This window comes from Agrobacterium sp. ICMP 6402 (genome assembly GCF_009498615.1).
Lineage (GTDB): Bacteria > Pseudomonadota > Alphaproteobacteria > Rhizobiales > Rhizobiaceae > Agrobacterium > Agrobacterium burrii.
The window spans coordinates 171,576-190,482 of record NZ_QSNV01000011.1; the positions used below are offsets into that span (position 1 = coordinate 171,576).

The following is an 18,907-nucleotide window of genomic DNA, read 5'->3' on the forward strand; positions in this document are numbered from 1 at the left end:
TCATGCTCGCTTCAGATATACGGAAAAAGCCGTGCCCGCCCCGCTGCTCGTTACCGCGATACGCCCGCCATAATCGGAAGCAATATCGTTGGAGATGACGAGGCCGAGACCGAGGCCGCTTTCCTTTGAGGTGTTGAAGGGCGAAAACAGCTGGGCGCGGATGGCCTCGGGAATGCCCCCGCCATTGTCGCTGACCGAAAGCACGACCATGTCGCCCTCTTCGCGCACACGGACTTCCACGCGGGCAGCGCCAATCTCTTCCGTGGCTTCCAGCGCGTTTTGCAGAAGGTTGATGAGGATCTGCTCCAGCCGGATGCGGCTGCCCAGCACCTTCAAATCCTGATCCGGTAATGCGATATCCAGCGCGTCCATCTGCCCGGAAAAACGGCTGCGCAACAGCATGACCGCGCCTTCGATGACCAGTTTGAGGCTCACCGGCTCGGCGGCGGTGCGGCCCTTGCGAGCCAAAATCTTCAGGTCGCCGGTAATGGTGCCGATGCGTTCGGTCAGCGCGGCGATGTTTTCGAGATTTTCGGCGGCCTCCGGCAGGCGGTCGCGTTTCAGCAGGGTGCGGGCATTGTCGGCAAAGGCGCGGATCGTCGCCACCGGCTGGTTGATTTCATGCGCCACACCCGCCGCCACCTGGCCGAGAATCGAAAGGCGGTTGGCCTGCACCAGTTCATGCTGCACATTGCGCAACTCGCCCGTCGTCTTTTCATGCAGGGCGATTTCCGCCTGCAGATGGTCGCGGGTCTTCGTCAGGTCGCGGGTCCGCTCCTGCACCTTTGTTTCCAGCTCAGCGCGGGCGCGCTGCTCCTCTTCCTTTTCCTTGAGCGTCTTGTGCCGACGCCACAGCCACAGGGCCGAAAGACCCATCAGCGGCATCAGCGTCGCCAGCGCCACCACCCTGCCCTCGCGGATCGCGGTGTTCAGCGCCGGTGCTACGGGTTGCAGGTAATGCAGGGTCCATGTGGTCGTCGGCACCGGCGTTTCCAGCCGCAGATAATCGCCGCGCTCCCGCCCCGGCTCATCGACATGGATGAGCGGAACATCATCGCCTGATGAGCGGGCCGGCCGGAACGGCAGTATCGCCAGCGTCTCATTGCCGAATTGCAGGCTTTCGGAAATGACCTTTCGCCGCGCCTCGTCAATCGGTGCAATGGTCTTGAAGCGCCATTCCGGCACGCTCGTCATCAGCACGACGCCGTTTCTGTCGACCACATAAACCGGCTTGCCGCCAATGTTCCAGTCCGATTCCAGACGATTAAATTCCACCTTGGCGATGACAACGCCGAGCGGCCTTCCGTCCGCGGCATCGATGCGGCGGGAAATGTAAAGACCCGGCCGGCGGCTGACATTGCCGAGCGCATAATGTTCGGACATGCCGGTCTTCATCGCCGCCTGAAAATATTCGCGGAACGCGTAGTTGGAGCCGACGAAGCTGTCGTCCTGTCGCCAGTTGCTGGAGGCGATGGTCAGACCGGTCGGCCCGGTCACATAGATGACCGACGACTGCGTGCCTTCGATCAGCCCCTCCAGCTTGCGGTTCAGCCGGTCGACGGCAACGGCGTCGCCGCCATCCAGCGCGGTGGCAAGATCGGGATCGCCTGACAGAACCAGCGGAATGGCGCGCGGCCGCTCCAGCGCGACATTCAGCAACGCAATCTTCAGTTCGGCATCGGTGGAAGCCTCGAAACCGGCCGTTCGCAGTGCCTGATGACGGGCGAATTCATCGGCCACCAGCAGGGCACCGAGACTGACGAGCAGCCACAGGCCGGCCAGCGCCAGCCATTGCGCGCGACGTTTCGCCTGAGAATGAGGTGCCTGATCCTGATAGGGCATGCGTTAATTGTGCGGATTTACACACAGATCGCAAGAGAATTTGTCCGGAATTCCACACAAATGCCTGTGAGCCGGCAAAGCGTCAATAAAAAGTACTTTTTAAATCAGTCAGTTACACCAAATAAGCAAGTCTGGCATGCGTATTGCACATGACTCCTCAATCGGCGCGAAGCCGTCAACGTCACGGCGATCCCGGGAGGCCAATAAAGGCAGGGTGAGGCCGAGGAGGAAAAAACATGATCGATAGCACAGCCGTGGCCGCAGGCCACGCCAAGCAGCCATTTTACAAACACCTGTATTTCCAGGTTCTGGTCGCCATCATCGCCGGTATCGCGCTTGGCCATTTTTACCCGACCTTCGGTGAGCAGCTGAAGCCGCTCGGCGATGGCTTCATCCGCCTCGTCAAGATGATCATCGCTCCCGTCATCTTCCTCACCGTCGCAACCGGCATCGCCGGCATGAACGACATGAAGAAGGTTGGACGCGTGGCCGGCAAGGCCATGATCTACTTCCTGGTGTTCTCCACCCTCGCGCTCGTTGTCGGCCTCATCGTCGCCAATACCATACAGCCGGGCGCCGGCATGAACATCGATCCTTCCACGCTGGATGCCAAGGCCGTCGCGACCTACGCCGACAAGGCCCATGAGCAGACCATCACCGGCTTCCTGATGAACATCATCCCGACCACCATCGTCGGTGCATTTGCCAGCGGTGACATTCTGCAGGTGCTGTTCTTCTCCGTGCTGTTCGGCATCGCGCTCGGCATCGTCGGCGAAAAGGGCAAGCCCGTCACCGATTTCATGCATGCCATGATGTATCCGATCTTCAAGCTGGTCGCGATCCTGATGAAGGCCGCACCGATCGGCGCTTTCGGTGCCATGGCGTTCACCATCGGCAAATACGGCATATCGTCCGTCACCAACCTCGCCATGCTGATCGGCACTTTCTACATCACGTCGGCGTTGTTCGTGTTCGTGGTTCTGGGCGCCGTCTGCCGCTATAACGGCTTCTCCATCGTGGCGCTTATCCGCTATATCAAGGAAGAACTGCTGCTCGTTCTCGGCACCTCGTCTTCGGAAGCAGCGCTGCCGGGCCTGATGAGCAAGATGGAAAAGGCAGGCTGCAAGCGCTCCGTCGTCGGCCTCGTCATCCCGACCGGCTATTCCTTCAACCTTGACGGCACCAACATCTACATGACGCTGGCGGCTCTCTTCATCGCGCAGGCGACGGGCATCCACCTGTCCTTCGGTGAACAGATCCTGCTGCTGCTGGTGGCGATGCTGTCGTCCAAGGGTGCGGCCGGCATCACCGGCGCAGGCTTCATCACGCTCGCAGCCACGCTCTCGGTCGTGCCTTCGGTTCCTGTTGCCGGCATGGCGCTGATCCTCGGTATCGACCGTTTCATGTCGGAATGCCGCGCGCTCACCAACTTCGTCGGCAACGCGGTCGCCACCATCGTCGTCGCCCGCTGGGAAGGCGAACTGGATGAGGAACAGCTTGCCCGCGTGCTGAGCGGCCAGGAAGAAATCTCCGGCATCGCCGATGTGGACACGGCACTGCCCGCATCGGTTCAGCCCGCCGAATAATACGACCTCCCAAGGTCCGGCCTGTCCCGGCTCCGTCCGGACAGGCTCTCACATGAAGGCCGGCGCATTCGCTCGATGCGCCGGCTTTCTTCGTTCAAGCACATCTGCGAAAACGGTTCTTATCGCAAAGCCGATGCTGTAAAGCCAGACAGAGCGAATGCGAAGAACGGAGTAGGCCCCACATGAAGAACCTGTTTCTGGCCTGGCAATTCTGGGCGCTGCTATCGGCGGCTTTCGCGGCATTGACCGCGATTTTTGCGAAAGTCGGCATCGAAAACGTCAATTCCGATTTTGCCACCTTCATCCGCACCATCGTCATTCTCGCCGCCGCGGGCCTGATGGTTTATGTCACCGGCAACTGGCAGCAGCCCTCCACCGTCTCGGGGCGCACCTGGCTGTTCCTCGTGCTTTCGGGTCTGGCGACCGGCGCATCGTGGATATGTTATTTCCGGGCGCTGAAAATCGGTGATGCCGCCCGCGTCGCCCCCATCGACAAGCTCAGCGTCGTCTTCGTCGCCGTCTTTGCGGTGCTGTTTCTGGGGGAAAGGCTGTCGTTGCCCAATTGGCTCGGCGTGGTGCTGATCGCCTGCGGCGCCGTATTTGTGGCCTACAGGGGATAAGATGAGGCCGGCCGGATAAACCGGCCGACACTAACTATAAAACCTTCAACCGCGAGCGGCCGCGACCTTGTCGAGGCCACGTTTCACGCCGGCAAACAGCTCATCCAGCTGCTCGGCCGTGATGATCAGCGGCGGGCAGAAGCAGATGGATTCGCCGATCGGCCGGGTGATGACACCCTCTTCCTCGATAGCGGCGGCAATGGCGAGCGTCGTATCGCCAGCCTTCAGGCCTTCCCATGGCTTCACTTCCAGCGCGCCAAGAAGACCGACGCCGCGCGAGGAATGAATGAGCGGGTGATCGGCAAGCGCCTTCAGATGATCGAGAAATTTGCCCTCCAGCCGGGCGACATTGCCGACCAGATCACGCTCCTGAATGATCTTCAGGTTTTCCAGCCCCACCGCCGTCGCGACCGGGTGACCGGAGGCGGTGTAGCCATGGCCGAAGGAGCCGATCCGGTCGGACTCATCGGCAATCGGCTGGTAGAAACTGTCATTCATGATGATCGCTGAAAGCGGCATGTAGGACGATGAAATCTGCTTGGAAACGACCAGCACATCCGGCTTGATGCCATAGGTCTCGCAGGCAAACATCTTGCCGGTGCGGCCAAAACCGCAGATCACCTCATCCACGACAAGCAGAATGTCGTATTTCTTCAGGATCGCCTGCACGCCTTCCCAATATCCTTCCGGCGGCAGGAGAACCCCGCCGGCGCCCATCACCGGCTCGCCCCAGAAGGCGGCGACGGTTTCGGGGCCTTCGCGAAGGATCAGGTCCTCCAGCTCCTTCAGGATACGCGCGGTGAAATCCGCCTCGCTTTCCCCATCCTTGCCGAAATGCACATAGGAGGGGCAAGCGGTATGCAGCATACGGTCCAGCGGCAGGTCGAAGCTTTCATGGTTGCGCGGCAGGCCGGTGATCGAGGCTGATGCGATGGTCACGCCATGGTAACCCTTGATGCGGCCGATGATCTTTTTCTTGTCCTTGTTGCCGAGCGCATTGGAGCGATACCACACCATCTTGGCGGCAAGATCATTCGCCTCGGAACCGGACGAGGTGAAGTGCACCTTCGACATCGACACCGGCGAAAGCTCGATCAGCAATTCGGCGAGATCAACGGATGGGCCATGCGTCTTGTAGGAGAAGGTGTGGTAATAGGGCAGCTTCTGCATCTGCTTCGTTGCAGCATCCACCAACCGCTGTTCGCCAAAACCAAGCGCCACCGACCACAGCCCCGCCATCGCCTCGATATAACGCTTGCCGCTGCTGTCGGTGACATAGATGCCCTCACCGCTTTCGATCACCAGACCGCCGGTCTTTTCGAATTTGCGCAGGTTGACATTCGGGTGCATCTGATAGGCGATGTCGCGTGCCTCGACGGAATTCGGCAGGATGGTCATCGGTAAGGGCTCCGTTTCGGTTGGATTGGGCTGAGGCGTCAGACGTGCTGGCCGCCATTGATGTGAATTTCCGCGCCGTTGATGTAGCGCGACTGGTCCGAGCAGAGGAAATAGATGGTCTGCGCCACCTCCGCCGTGGTGCCCAGCCGGCCGAGCGGCACCTGGGCTTCAACCAGCTCCGCCGTTCCGGGAGAGAGGATGGCGGTGTTGATTTCGCCCGGGGCAATGGCATTGGCGCGCACGCCGCGCGGGCCGAATTCATGCGCCAGTTCCCGCGTCAGCGCCGCAAGCGCTGCCTTCGAGGTGGCATAGGCCACGCCGGCAAAAGGATGCACCCGCGAGCCGACAATCGAGGTGACATTGACGATGGAGCCTTTCGCAGCCTCCAGTTCCGGCAAAAGCGCGCGGGCGAGCAATGCCGTGGAAACGAGGTTGACGTTGAGCACCCGCGTCCAGATGTCTGCCGTGGTATCCGCCACACCAAGTCGGCTGCCGCCTTCGCCCTTCGGTGAAATCCCGGCATTGTTGACGAGAGCCGCAAGTTTTCCTTCTGGGAGGCGGGAACGCACCTCGGCCGCCAGATCTTCAATGCCGGATAAGTCCTCGAGATCTGCCTGGATATGGCTCTCCCGCGCCGATGGCCAGCGGCACTCCTCCGAGAATGGTTGCCGCGATACGGTGAGGATCCTCCAGCCCTTCTCCTGAAACAGCTTGACGGTGGCATGTCCTATTCCACGGCTGGCGCCGGTCAGAAGCATAAAAGGAACTGCCATATGAGAACTCCCGTGCCATGCGGACCGTTGAGCCGATCGAACATTCAGCCCGCATGTTAGAGAGTTACAACCGGTGGACAAGGGCTTTTTTGTCGCGGCGCACCGGCGGGAAAACCGCCACGGGTTAATCCCATTTGATGGGCGCCTTTCACCCGAAGGGAATATTTGAAGCCGGCCGTTTGCCCATAAAATGAAGTCTCCCGAATTTGTGATCTGTATTGGGAGGGGGCAAAAATGCGTATCGACATCATCGACACCGACGCCGGTTTCGAGGCGATCCGGCAAAACTGGGACGCGGTGTTCATGGCCGATCCCCATGCACGGCATTTCCTCTCCTGGGGCTGGCTCAGGGATTATATGCCACGCCGCAAGCGCTGGTTCATTCTGGCCCTGCGTGAACGCCCGGAAGGCTCGCCCTATGTGGCGTTTTTCCCGCTGCGCCTCGTCACCGAGCCGGACAAGAAAACCGGCCGCTTCCACGACAGCATCGTCATGGCCGGCAATGCAGCGGCGGATTACACCGGCTTCATCACCCTGCCGGACTATGAAAATCACGCCGTCGCCGGTTTCTGTTCCTACATTCGCCAGCAGAACTGGACCGAACTGAAACTCGACTACCTCTCCGGCCCGCCGGAACGGCACAGTGCGATGGTCCGTGCGCTGCAGGGTCCGCTCGTCATGTTTCGCGACAACATGCCGACCAACCCCTATAACATCAACAATTGCATCTGCCCGGTGGTCGCCCTGCCCGACACTTTCGACGGCTATCTCGACAGCCATATGAGCAGCCAGACCCGCCAGAAGCTCAGGCGCTTCCTGCGAAAAGTGGAGGGCGGCGATGAATATCGCATCACCTTCGCAACGAAAGAAACGATCAAACGGGACATGGATATCCTGTTCGACTTCTGGCGCATCCGCTGGGCGCCACACAAGGGCAAGGAACGCACGGAACTGCTGATCGGCGCAACACGGCAGATGCTGATGGATGTCTATATCCGAGGCGATCTGGAAGTGCCTGTCCTGTGGTTCGGCGACCAGCCGCTCGGCGCGCTCGCCAACATCATCGACCGGCAGAAAAAGTCTGTGCTGTTCTACATCACCGGCCGCGACGAAAACTGGAAGACCCCTTCGCCCGGCCTCGTGCTGCACGGGCACTGCATCCGCAGGGCCATCGAGCAGGGTTTCAAAACCTATGACTTCCTGCGCGGCAACGAGCCCTATAAATATTTCTTCGGACCGGAAGAGCAGAAGCTCAGTTGCACGCTGTTCCGCACCCGCTCGGGCGAAAATCTCGGCGGCACGCTGCATCCACGCAGTATCCGTTTTGTCTATGAACAGGGCCTCAAATTTTACAAGACCGGCAAGAAACCCGCCGCCAACATTGCCTTTGCCCAGGTGCTGGCGGCAGCACCCGACCATTCCGGCGCGCAATTTGGTCTCGCCAACCTGTCTTTCGACCGGGGTGAGTTCCGGGAGGCGGAAATCGCCTTTCTGGCACTTCTCGCCAGCGGTCAGGACCCGGTTCTGCTGTGGATGCGCATCGGCGAGGCGCGGCTGGCGCAACAACATTATCACGAGGCATCAGAGGCTTTCCGACAGGTGACCAATCGCGCGCCTTTCCACCGCGAGGCGCTTTATAAATGCGCCGTCGCCCTCATCGCCGCCGAAAGGGCGGTGGAAGGCGCCGAAATTCTCGACAGGCTGCAGCACTATCATTCGGACGACGCCGCGCATCTGGAATATGCCGAGAAAGCGCGCGCGGCCCTTGCACGGCTGGAACTGGCCAAACCAAAGGTCGCTTTGCCTGCCGATGTCATCACGCTTGCCACCAAAACCAAGACAACGGGCAAACGCTGGCACCCGCCAAAGGTTTTGCATTGAAGGCAATGATCTGTAAGTTGCGGCAGGAAAAACCGGCCGCAACCTGCAGGGATTTTTATGTTTCTGACCAATAAGGACATGCTAGACCTCGTCGAGCTTCGCCATGATCTGCACCGCCATCCGGAAATCTCCGGCGAAGAAAAGGAAACAGCCCGACGCATCCGCGTTTTCCTCGAACAGGCAAAACCTGACAAGCTTCTTGCCGATCTGGGTGGCCATGGCGTCGCAGCGGTCTATGACAGCGGCAAAAGCGGCCCGGCGATCCTGATCCGGTCCGAACTCGATGCCCTGCCCATTCACGAAAAAAGCGAGGCCGAACACCGCTCCGGCTCCGACGGCAAGGGCCATCTTTGCGGCCATGACGGCCACTCGACCATTCTGACGGCGCTGGCGCTTGGCCTTTCCCGCAACCGACCGCAAACCGGCAGCGTCATCCTCCTTTACCAGCCGGCGGAAGAAACCGGCGCAGGGGCTGCGGCCGTCATCGCCGATCCGCGCTTTGGCGAGATAAAGCCGGATTACTCTTTTTCCCTCCACAATCTTCCCGGCCTGCCATTCGGCCATGTCAGCGTGGTGGAAGGCCCGGTCAATTGCGCCTCACGCGGTATCAAGATTCGCCTTTCCGGCAAGACGGCGCATGCTTCTTCGCCGGAACACGGCGTTTCGCCGATGCGGGCGATATCGCAGTTGATGCCGGCCTTGACCGATCTTGGCTCCGGCTTTCCGCCAGAACCCGATTTTTCGATGGTGACGATCACCCATGCGGTGATGGGCGAAGCGGCCTTCGGCATTTCCCCGGCCGACGCGGAAGTCTGGGCGACGCTCCGCACGCTCACCGACGACCGGATGGAAAAGCTCTGCACGGCTGCGGAAGCGCTCGCGAAAAAGCTGGCGGACGAACAGAAACTGGCGCTCGATATCACTTACGACGATATCTTCCTGCATTGCGAAAATGCGCCTGACGCAGTCGATCACATCCTGCGGGCGCTGGATGAGGAGAAAATTTCCCACAATTCGGAAGGGCTGCCCATGCGCGCTTCCGAAGATTTCGGCCGCTTCCGTGCCGTCTCGTCATCGGCCATGTTCTTTTTGGGCGCGGGCAAGGACTACCCCAACCTGCACAATCCCGACTATGATTTTCCGGACGCGTTGATCGGCATCGGCGCTGGCATCTTCATGCGCATCATCCGCAACTTGACGGATGCGGGATAGAAGCGGCCATTCTCTGGCCGCCGTAACTTAGCCCCCTTGCGGACCGTTGCTCGGCCGGGCGGCGCGCACCGCGGCCAGTCCGCGGATGCCGTCCTTATTGCCGATCGACGTCAGGCTTTCGAAAATCTGCGCGGCGTCACCGTAACGGCGCATGGCAAGATAGGAATAACCGCGCAGCACCATCAGATCGGCACGCTCATCAGCAAGCCGTGAACGCTGATCGAGCAGCAGCAGCGTTTCCGCATAGCGTTTCGACTGGAAGGCGGAAACCGCCCTGTCCGCCAGGATCGAGACCTGCAACTCGGTCGCGCGCGGGCGATCCATGCCCGATTTCGTCGCCGAAACGGCCGCATGGTCCGTCAGCCCCATGCGCAGATAGGCAAGGCTCTGGCCATAGGCCGCATCGCTTTTTACCATCGACTGGCCACCTTCAATGGCGGATTCGAAGGCTTTCAGGGCCTCCGCCGGCCGGTTGGTCTCCATCAGGCACCAGCCAAGATCGAGCGCCTGCTGCGGCGGCAGTCGCTGCGGATCGGGATAGGCTGCGCAGGAACGGGGGCGCGATGCGGCGCTGGCTTCCCGTTGCGCTTGCGTCGGGCGGCGTGCCTGCTTGCGCGAAGGCTCCGGAGCCGATTGCTGAACGGTTGGTTGACTGTACACCACCGCTGTCTCCGCCTGCGGCGCATAGGGTGCCGGTGCTGTCGTCGGAGAGGCTGCGGCAACAGGCGGTGCGGTTACCGGCGCCAGCGGTTGCCCGGACTGATCCACCATGCGTGCGGTTCCCACATCGGCAATGCGCTGCGAGCGGCTTGCCCATTGCTGCTGGATGCCACGCAGACCGGCCAGATTGCGCAGGTCATGATAGCTGAGCGCCACGCCATAGGCCGAAGGTTCGTCATCCGGTTTCCAGCCAAGCGCGGTACTGAACCATTGCAAGGCAAGCGGCGTCTGCCGGAAAGCGAGCGAATACCAGCCGAATTGCTGCGCCGTCGCCGCATCCTTGCGCGCCACCGTTTCGGCAGCGATGCGTTGCAGCACATCCGGCGGCAGCACGACAGGCGGTTCAAGCGCCAGAAGATTGGCAGTTGCGGCAAGATAGGTGGCGAGCGCGTCATCGGAGGAGGTGCGCCATTTATGCATGACGTCTTCGGCTTCACGCGGCTCGTTGCGGTCGATCAAGGCCAGCGCCAAGCCTTGAGAAGCAGAAGCGCTGTCTTCTTCTTCCCGCGCCTTGCGGAACCATTTTTCCGCCTCCGCCATGTTCTTCTGGCGAATATTGTACCAGCCGAGCAGCAGGGCGTCGCTGGCCAGCTTGTCGGTCTCGGCAAGTCTTTCAAGCCGCATCAGGTAAGCGGAAGGGACGGAAATGCCCTCCTTCTCCCCCGCCTTCGCCACGAACTGGCGGGCGAGATCGTTCTTGACCGGTTCGAATTCCAGCTGGCCATCAGCGCTGGGCTTTTCCTTGGCCAGCAGCTCACTCATCATCTCCGCCGGCAAAAGCGCCGATGCCTTCTGCACCGTGGCAAGCCTGTCGCTTGGCATCGTGCAATTGTTGAGAATGTAGAGATAGGCGTCCCGCGCCCGCCCCATGCGGTCGGTATTGGCGAAGGCATCCGCCACCCGCCACAAAACATCGACTTCGCTGCAGGTCAGCAGGCCGGGATTGTTTGCCGCCGCATCAACCACCGTCGCATATTGCTTGAGATCAGACGCATTGACGAGCCGCTGGCGGGCCTCGGCAAGGGAAAGCATGCCGGTCAGATTGTCTGGCGGCTGCCAGCCGGGTTCCGCCTGCTGGCGGTCGGCAATCGCCTTTCGCACTTCGGCGTAGCGGCCATCAGTATAAAGCTGCCACATGGCATCGAGTTTGGGATCGCCATTTTCTGGAATGGCGAGCGGATCGGCCGGTGGCGTCCAGTTCGGATAAAGCGTGCGTAGCCGGGCAATCTCGGCCTGAAGGCGCTGGGTATCGCCCCTCGCAGCGAAATAACGCAGCGCGCTGAGATCGACCTCGGGCATATTGGCCGCAGCCGGCTCAGCCGCGCGGGGAGTGGGAGCCTGCGCCATTTGCGGCTGTGGTGATTGCCAGCCGGCCTGCGGCGGGCGGTCCATCGCCGGCACCGTTACCGGCGGCGTTGCGGCCGGCACCGTGACAGGCGGCGTCACCTGCGCCATCTCGCGATTTTTGACGAAGGCGTTGATCTGCGCCGGATTGGCCGCTGTCGGAGACATACGCGGCACCGCGCGGTTGTCGCCCACCGCCGAGGTGTGCACATCAGACACTCGTCCAAGAATGCTGTCGCGCCAGTGGAAGGCGGCAAGCGCAATCAGAAGCAGGATGAGAGCCGAGGTCGACAGTGGCTTGTTCATCGGCATTCCCCGTTATTCCTCGCCAGAAACGACAATGCCAGAAGATGCAATGTGGAAGGATAATAAAGTGTTGGCTGGAAGCTTTTAAGTTCGGCGGGAATGGCCGGACCGCCGGCAACGCAGGCCGCCAGCGCCGGAATGATGCGGTAGCCGGGGTCCGACAGGACGTCCTTGACCGCTCCGCTCTTCAGATCGAAGGTTCCGGCCGCACCGCTTTCCAGCGCCATGCCGTCTTTCAGCCGCGCCAGCAGTTCCGGTACTCCCATTTTCGCCCTTGAGAGGTAAAGCGGTATGCGCACCGCATTATAACCGAATTCCGGAGGAAAACCCGCCGCCGGCTGCGGCTTCGTTTTCACCGATACCCAGTCGGCCGGCAATTTTCTGTCGCCGAAGGTGAATGCGCCGACCTGCGCCACGCCATCATCGGCAAGCGCCTTCCAGAGCGGTGATGGCGCAACCAGGTCGAGCACCGGAAAGGCTTCGAAAATCAGATAGGATGGATTGACCACCGGGCCATCGGCCCTGTCATTTTCACCAAACCCGCTGCCAGCCGGCAAAAGCAGCGTTCTACCACCACGCTGCACCACTGTTTTTTTGAGGATGGCGTTTGCGATGGCTGCGGACGCTTCGGCATAATCCTGCCGGTTCCACTGGCCGGCGGCGAGCGCCAGCGCATAGGCGATCAGGATATCGCCATCGGTCGCGTTATTGATGTCAGTGACGTGCGGCCGGGTGCGCGGATCCCATTTCCAGGCGGAAAGCCCGTCGTCGCGCACCAGCAGCTCCGTGCGGGTGAAGCTCCAGATCAGTTCGAAATCGGCAAGGTTGTCGGAGAGCACGGCAAGCCACATGCCGTAACCCTGCCCTTCGCTGTGGCTGATATTGCCGTTGCCGGTATCGATGATGCGCCCGCCGGGATCGAGAAAGGCGTTTTTATACGCAGACCACGCTTCCGGTGACACCGATGCGGCGTGGCCGGCGGAGATGCCGGCGATCAATGCCATCACGGACAGGCAGATAATGCGGGCAAGTTTCGAAATCCCGCCCGTCATCGATGTCGTCCCATCAGCCGCAGCATCACGAAGGTGGCGAAACCCAGAAGCGACACGAAACCGATGAATGCCAGCGAATAGGAAAGCACATTGGAGGACAGCCAGTTGGCAGCGATCAGTCTCCAGTTGGAGAGCGAAAACGCTCCGGTGACATAAAAATACGGCCGCTCCACCTCGACTGTTTCGACCTTTTCCGCAGTCGCATCGTAAGCGGCAACCCGTCCGGTGACGTCGCCCCAGCGGTTCTCGCGCGTTATCGCCGACATACCGTCGAGAAGTTCGGCCGACGTCGGCGCGGTGGCAAGCGTCCAGACGCCTTCGCCGGAAGGGCTAAGCCCCTGCGCCAGCATGAAGGAGACATTGGCGGGCGGGGCATACGGTTGCTCGGCCGCCGGCAGGAAGCGTAGCGTCTCCGAACTCAGGTCGAAATTCCGCTTCATCCAATCCTCGAAGGACGAGACCTGCCCCTCCCAGACGCCGCCATCGACCCTCTCCCGCCAGTCGTTGAACAAGGTTTCGCTGCTCTGCGCGGGCGGCTGAACACCGGTTCCGACTTTCCAGGATATCTGGCTGGAGGGAACGAGATTGAACTGGCTGATCAGCGCCTGCGGGAATTGCGAAATCGTTCCCACAAACAGCGCATCCCGATCACCGATCACCAGCGGCGAGGCGACGGTTTCGACATTTATCGGATGTCCGGCAACACTCGCAAGCCGGCTGACGAGGGTTGCCGCCGCCGACATGGTGTCGGTATCAAACCGGTCCAGCGAGAGCGCGACCGGGCTTCCGGCAGCCCTGTAGGGCTGGCCAGCGCCGGCCATCGCTGCGAGATCCGGCTTGCGACCGATCCGGGCATAATCCGGAATATGGATTTCGGTAGTGTCAAACAGGGCAAAACGCGGGGTCGTGCTGGCCGGCGCACCCGGCGCGCAGGCCTGATCCTGCGCCGTCATCAACACCGCCTCGATCGTTATCTTGTTCGGTCCCGGCTTCAGATGGCGCATCGTGACGTTGATGGGCAGATGCCGGAAAATACCGCCGCCATTGTTGGAGATCGGCACCGTCGAAGCGATCTCGTCATTGACGTAAATGTCGATATGGCTGCCAGGCAAGACCTGCGAGGAATAAGCCGCGTCGAGCAGCAGCGATGCCTCGCCATAGGCCGAGGCATAAAAATCGGCGGGCATGCCGATATAAAACTCGTTGCGGAAACGGCGTCCGCTAAATTCGCTGCTTTCGAGACCGAGTTCGGAAAGCGCGATACGGCGGTCCGAGGTGATGAGCGGAACATCCGGCGCATGCCAGCTGCGGGTCGAAAAAGCCGTTCTCTGGGCGCCGGGCGCGCGCGATATTGACGAAAACAGCGTCTCTATGGCCGCCTGCACCGCCTGCGGAGTGGGGCCGCTGACAAAAAGCGGCGAGAAGCCGCCTGGCGCGACGCTGCCAAAACCGGCAAAGGCGCCCGCCGATGCTTCCGGCGGCAACGTTCCGGCTATACCCGCAATCTCACGGGCGGTACCTGCCAGAACCGTCAGTGTTCCGGGCTTGCGCTCGGAGGAAGGGGCCGTCACGAAGCGGATCGTCTGGTTGGGCATCTGGGTTCTGAGCGCCAGCGCCTGCGAAAGGCGCAGGAGTGAATCCGCAAATGCCGGATTACCGAGCGACGGCGCGACGATCTCAATCGAAGTCGCGGCCTTGCCGTCCGGTCCAGTCGCCTGAATGTCGTCTATATTGGCGAAAGCACCGGCAACATCGGCGTTGAAGCCGATGTAGGTATTCGCCGGGTTGATGTCAGTCCACAGATCGTAGGTGGACTGGATCGTGCAATCCGTCCTGTGCCGCTGCTGCACGCCGAGCGTCACGACGTTTGAGCCGACCTGCAACACGCCGGGCGGGATTTTCAGGGAGACATTGCCCTCACCGTCAGGCGCTTCAATGCGCGCCACATCCAGTGGAATATTGTTCAGGCTGACCTGAAAATTCGAGCTTTCAGGCGCGACCACAATGGCGTTCTGATAACCGATATTAAACGAAACGGCAGCATTGGCCTGTTCGGGCGTCAGATAGATACCCCATTGCCGCCGGGCCATCTCGCCGGAAAGGCTGAGCTTCTCATAGGGCAATATATAACGTCGGCGGCTATCAGCAGCTGATAAGGGGGCCTGCGCCGTGGCTGGTCTTGCTCCCTCCTGACGCGGAGGAACGGGAACGGGCGGAACCGATGCAGGCGGAACGGCGGTCCGCTGCGGCGGTTGCGGCACTGGCGCCGGCTGAACCACAAAGGGCGGCTGCGCCGGTGGTATCGCCGGAGGCTGGACCGGCGACGGCTGGCTGGGCGCAGCGGGAGGAACGACAACGGGCGGCGGCACCGGCGCAGGCGCAGTCTGCGCGGGCCTTTCCGGCGACATATCGAAGGGTGAGGACTGCGCCATCGCACCGGTTGCGGCGGCGCTCCACATCAATGCTATAAGCGAACCCCTGATCTTTCTGCCGCCGGTCATTTTACAGCTCCGGCAGGTTTGACGCTTTTGGCGGCAGGTCGCAGCGCCTTGGCCAGATAAAAGAGCCCGCGCTGCGTCTGAAACAGCGATATGGCCAGAAAGATCGCCGTGCCGCGGATGAGTCCGGGGTTCTTGCGGCGCACGCGCTGGAACTCGCTCCATTGTTCGGAATTGGCGAAGATCAGGTCGGCAATCAGGCGGTGATCAATGGCGCGCTGCGGCGAGAAGGTGCAGCCGATGGAAACCAACCCTTCGCCGCGAACCGTCCGGACCACGTTGACGGGCATGGTGTCCGGCACGCCTTCGCTATGCGGCTTGACCCTGACGATCGCCGTCGTGTCCTTGGCAACAGCGGTTGCGCCATCGAACAGATTGATCAGCAGGCCATGCACCGAGACGTTATCGATGGAGGCCGGCAGCCATTCATCGCTGCCTTCGAGCTTCACCTCGCAGCGCCGCTTGACGGTGATGCGCCGCGATGCCGACTTGTCGCCGCGCTCGGAGACGACACCGAGTGCGCAGCCTGCGAAGATGAGGTTAAGCAGGTTCCAGCCGCCGACGACGAGCGTCACATCGGCCTTGTACGGCTCGCTATAGATGCGCCAGATGGCAAAAGCCATTGCCACCAGCAAAAGCGCGAAGATGACGAAGAACGGACGGCTGATCTCGGAAAGCCGCGCCTCGGCAATGGATTCGTCTTTCGCCGTCACCTTGAAGGTCGGTTTGCCGGGATTGAAGATCACCGAAACGACGGCGGGCAGCAAGTGAACCGTCTGCACATATTCGTAAAGTTCGGAAATCCACGGCCAGCGGAAGCTGCCATAGAGATAGTTCTGCATCATCAGGTTCACGAGCATATAAGCGGCCGTATAGGCGAGAAACTCCCCGCCCGAGGCCACGAAAATCTGAAGATCGAAGAACAGGTAGAACAACGGCGCGAACAGGAAGATCGTGCGCGGGAACGGGAAAAGCCAGAACAGCGTCGACGACATGTAACAAAGGCGCTGCGTGAAGGAGAGGCCGCGCTTGAACAATGGCTGGCGAAAGATCAGGATTTGCATCATGCCCTGCGCCCAGCGGCTGCGCTGGCCAATGAAGCTCGCGAAGGTGGCCGGCTGCAGACCGGCGATCAGCGGCTTGTCGACATAAATGCTGTTCCAGCCGCGCGAATGCAGCGCCAGCGCCGTTTCGCAATCCTCGGTGATGCTGACGCCGCTGAAGCCATCGGAATCCTGCAGCGCCTCGCGCCGCAGCACGGCGGCGGAACCGCAGAAAAATGCCCCATTCCACTTGTCGAGACCGCGCTGGATGATGCCGTAAAACATCTCGTTTTCGCTCGGCATCGTCTCGAAGGTGCGCAGGTTCCGCTCGATGGGATCGGGATTGACGAAGAAATGCGGCGTCTGCACCAGAAAGAGCCGGGGGTCTTCCTCGAAATAACCAACCGTCTCCAGGAGGAAATCGCGGGCAGGCGCATGGTCGGCGTCAAACACCGTGACGAGTTCGCCGGTCGAATGGGCAAGACCGTTATTGAGATTGCCGGCCTTGGCGTGGACGTTGCGCTCGCGCGTCAGGTAACGCACGTCGAGATCCTCGCAAAGCTTCTTCAGCTCCTCGTGGCGGCGCTGCGCCGCCTGCGCCTCGACGATGTTGCTGGCATTACGCTTCTGCACCGAGCCGCCATCATCCAGCAACCAGACCGTGAACCGGTCGGCCGGATAATCCATGTTCTTGGCTGCCGCCAGCGTGTTGGCCAGAAGCTCCGCATCTTCATTATAACTCGGCACGAAGACGTCGACAGTCGGCCGATAGTCCGGCGAGCCGGGCCGCGTCTTGCGCGACGGCAGCGGCATGGAGACGATGACGAGACTGAGGCCCAGCATGACGACGCTGTACATTTCCGCCAGATAAAGCAGAAAGCCGGGAATGAAGTTTTCGAGCTGGTTGACGGGCGGCAGCGTGCTGGTGGTGCGCCAGTAGACGTAACGCAGAACGATGGCCGTGCCGAAACCCAGGGCCACCAGACGCCAGGCCCCCTGCCCGCTAAATCCTTTGATGGTCGCCAGAAGAACGAGCGAGATCGCGGTGGCGACCAGATGCGTCTGCAGGCTGACGGGCATCGTGACGATGGCCAGAACGCAAAGCGACACAAGCAACCAGACAATAACTGTGATGGCCTTGTTCATCCGACAACTTTCCGTTCTCTTCCCCACCCGGCATTAACGCCCGGAATATGGGCGACCTGCGCCTCGACATCTTCTTTCGCTGCGGCTCCACAGATCATCAGCATCCCTGAACCCCTCCCGAACCGGACAGGCATGCAGGCGACGGAATGGCGACCTGCGGAACCTGCGATGGCGGCTGACCGCCCTCCACCGGTGTGTTTCCGGCCCGCCTGCCTGCCATCGTCGGCCTTGCGGACTGGACGGGTGATCCGACTGACGCGGGCGACGGAATGCTGACCGTCGCGACCGGAGGCAGCGGCTGCGGTTCCGGCTGAGCCGGTGCGACGGCGACAGCGCGACGGACCGGCGGCGTTGTCGGCACGCTCCCGGTCACTTCGCCGCCGGGCCGCATCGGCACCTCGTTTGTCTTCAGGGGATAGACCGGATTACCCGGGCGGCCGAGATTTGCGTTCACCCCCTGCGGCGTGCCGTAAGGGTTCCAGCTTTCCGAGGCATAGGTGCCGGTGATCGTGTAATTATACATGACCGCCAGAAGCCGCTCGACACTCGCGCCGGATTGGCAAAGGCGCAGCCGCACCTTGATGCGGCCGAGATTGCGGAAATCCTGCCGCATGCTTTCCGGCGAGCGTATATCCTGCCAGCCATAAAGGCAGGTATCGTCGCCCCGGCCGCTGCCGGCGGCATAAGAAAACGCGCCATAGCCGTTCTGCAGGTAATTTGCCGACATGGCGATGTTTTGACCCGGAAACTCCGTGCGGATTTCCCGCGCGACGGAGGCTGCCCTAAAACCGCTGAAACCAAGAGCATCACGATCGGTATCGCCGGCCTGCTGCGGGCCGAAAAACTCTGCCTTGATATAATTCTGTCCGGGTGTCGCGGCCTCGGAGCGCAATATGATCTGCTGCGCCACCGCATTGGAATAGGTGTGATTGACCACGGTGACGACTTCCGGACCACCGGGTGGCGGGAAAACCAGCGCCTGCGACGGAGACAACATCTGCGCGCCCCCGAACGAACGAACGCCCGCGGGAGTATTGCAGCCCGAAAGAACCGCAATCGAGAACAGCAATGAAGTATAGGCAGAAAATTTCACTGCCTTGTGCCCCTCTATTGCCCCAACGCCGCCCAGATTAAAAAGAGGCCGAATCACTAGTGACGAGACCATTGCTACGAAATACGTGAGGACTACGAATAAGCAATCTCAAATTTTCGTTGTAATTTCTGACACTTTATGGATTCCGAATCACCTTGGACGCGTTATTTGCCATACAAGACGGTGGAACCAATCGCATTGGCACGGGTTGGCTCACCGTGAGGTCGATGATTTTACGGTTGCAGCGCAATATGTCCCATGGTCTACTTGCTTCTATAATCACGTATTTTATTGATCTATTTTTTATTAACCTGTAAAAACAGAGAGTTGACGTATGACAGTGCAATTTCCGAGTGCCGCTCAGGCGCTTGCCGAAGAGGTCGGAACATTACG

12 protein-coding genes are annotated in these 18,907 nt (G+C 60.8%); 4 read left to right on the top strand and 8 right to left on the bottom strand.

Annotation, left to right across the window (positions count from 1 at the left end):
- Positions 1-1,842, bottom strand: coding sequence for a sensor histidine kinase (locus tag DXT96_RS23225; RefSeq protein ID WP_153516657.1), 1,842 nt, complete (start codon positions 1,840-1,842; stop codon positions 1-3).
- A gap of 236 nt (positions 1,843-2,078) precedes the next feature.
- On the opposite strand from DXT96_RS23225, the gene DXT96_RS23230 reads away from it, so the two are divergent.
- Positions 2,079-3,428 carry a dicarboxylate/amino acid:cation symporter gene (locus tag DXT96_RS23230; protein ID WP_149899163.1) on the top strand — a complete coding sequence of 450 codons (1,350 nt, stop codon included), beginning with the start codon at positions 2,079-2,081 and terminating at the stop codon, positions 3,426-3,428.
- A 182-nt stretch (positions 3,429-3,610) separates the two neighbouring features.
- Complete coding sequence (locus DXT96_RS23235; RefSeq protein WP_153516658.1) at positions 3,611-4,048, top strand: EamA family transporter; 438 nt, start codon at positions 3,611-3,613, stop codon at positions 4,046-4,048.
- 45 nt (positions 4,049-4,093) lie between these two features.
- Here DXT96_RS23235 and DXT96_RS23240 read toward each other — a convergent pair whose 3' ends face one another.
- Complete coding sequence (locus DXT96_RS23240; protein ID WP_153516659.1) at positions 4,094-5,446, bottom strand: aspartate aminotransferase family protein; 1,353 nt, start codon at positions 5,444-5,446, stop codon at positions 4,094-4,096.
- Positions 5,447-5,484: 38 nt separating this feature from the next.
- The gene (locus DXT96_RS23245) at positions 5,485-6,219 is read right to left on the bottom strand and encodes an SDR family NAD(P)-dependent oxidoreductase (RefSeq protein ID WP_194287719.1); all 735 of its coding nucleotides are present in this window, start codon (positions 6,217-6,219) and stop codon (positions 5,485-5,487) included.
- A gap of 234 nt (positions 6,220-6,453) precedes the next feature.
- Here DXT96_RS23245 and DXT96_RS23250 point away from each other — a divergent pair, with 234 nt between their 5' ends.
- Positions 6,454-8,100 (top strand): GNAT family N-acetyltransferase, encoded by a 1,647-nt coding sequence (locus DXT96_RS23250; RefSeq protein WP_153516660.1) that lies wholly within the window; start codon positions 6,454-6,456, stop codon positions 8,098-8,100.
- Positions 8,101-8,157: 57 nt separating this feature from the next.
- Positions 8,158-9,312, top strand: coding sequence for an amidohydrolase (locus tag DXT96_RS23255; RefSeq protein ID WP_153516661.1), 1,155 nt, complete (start codon positions 8,158-8,160; stop codon positions 9,310-9,312).
- A 27-nt stretch (positions 9,313-9,339) separates the two neighbouring features.
- Here the strand turns inward: DXT96_RS23255 and DXT96_RS23260 are convergent, their stop codons facing one another.
- From DXT96_RS23260 to bcsN, 5 genes are all read right to left on the bottom strand, one after another.
- Positions 9,340-11,688 carry a cellulose synthase gene (locus DXT96_RS23260; RefSeq protein WP_194287720.1) on the bottom strand — a complete coding sequence of 783 codons (2,349 nt, stop codon included), beginning with the start codon at positions 11,686-11,688 and terminating at the stop codon, positions 9,340-9,342.
- Positions 11,679-12,734: a glycosyl hydrolase family 8 gene (locus DXT96_RS23265; protein WP_153516662.1), complete on the bottom strand. Its 1,056-nt coding sequence runs from the start codon at positions 12,732-12,734 to the stop codon at positions 11,679-11,681. The genes DXT96_RS23260 and DXT96_RS23265 overlap by 10 nt, the downstream gene beginning before the upstream one ends.
- On the bottom strand, positions 12,731-15,235 hold the full coding sequence (locus DXT96_RS23270) for a cellulose biosynthesis cyclic di-GMP-binding regulatory protein BcsB (RefSeq protein ID WP_153516663.1): 2,505 nt from the start codon (positions 15,233-15,235) through the stop codon (positions 12,731-12,733). Before DXT96_RS23270 ends, DXT96_RS23265 begins: the two co-directional genes overlap by 4 nt.
- The gene (gene bcsA, locus DXT96_RS23275) at positions 15,232-17,421 is read right to left on the bottom strand and encodes a UDP-forming cellulose synthase catalytic subunit (protein ID WP_153516664.1); all 2,190 of its coding nucleotides are present in this window, start codon (positions 17,419-17,421) and stop codon (positions 15,232-15,234) included. The genes DXT96_RS23270 and bcsA overlap by 4 nt, the downstream gene beginning before the upstream one ends.
- Positions 17,422-17,518: 97 nt before the next feature.
- Positions 17,519-18,514 carry a cellulose biosynthesis protein BcsN gene (gene bcsN, locus DXT96_RS23280; RefSeq protein WP_371418980.1) on the bottom strand — a complete coding sequence of 332 codons (996 nt, stop codon included), beginning with the start codon at positions 18,512-18,514 and terminating at the stop codon, positions 17,519-17,521.
- Between the last annotated feature and the right edge of the window lie 393 nt (positions 18,515-18,907).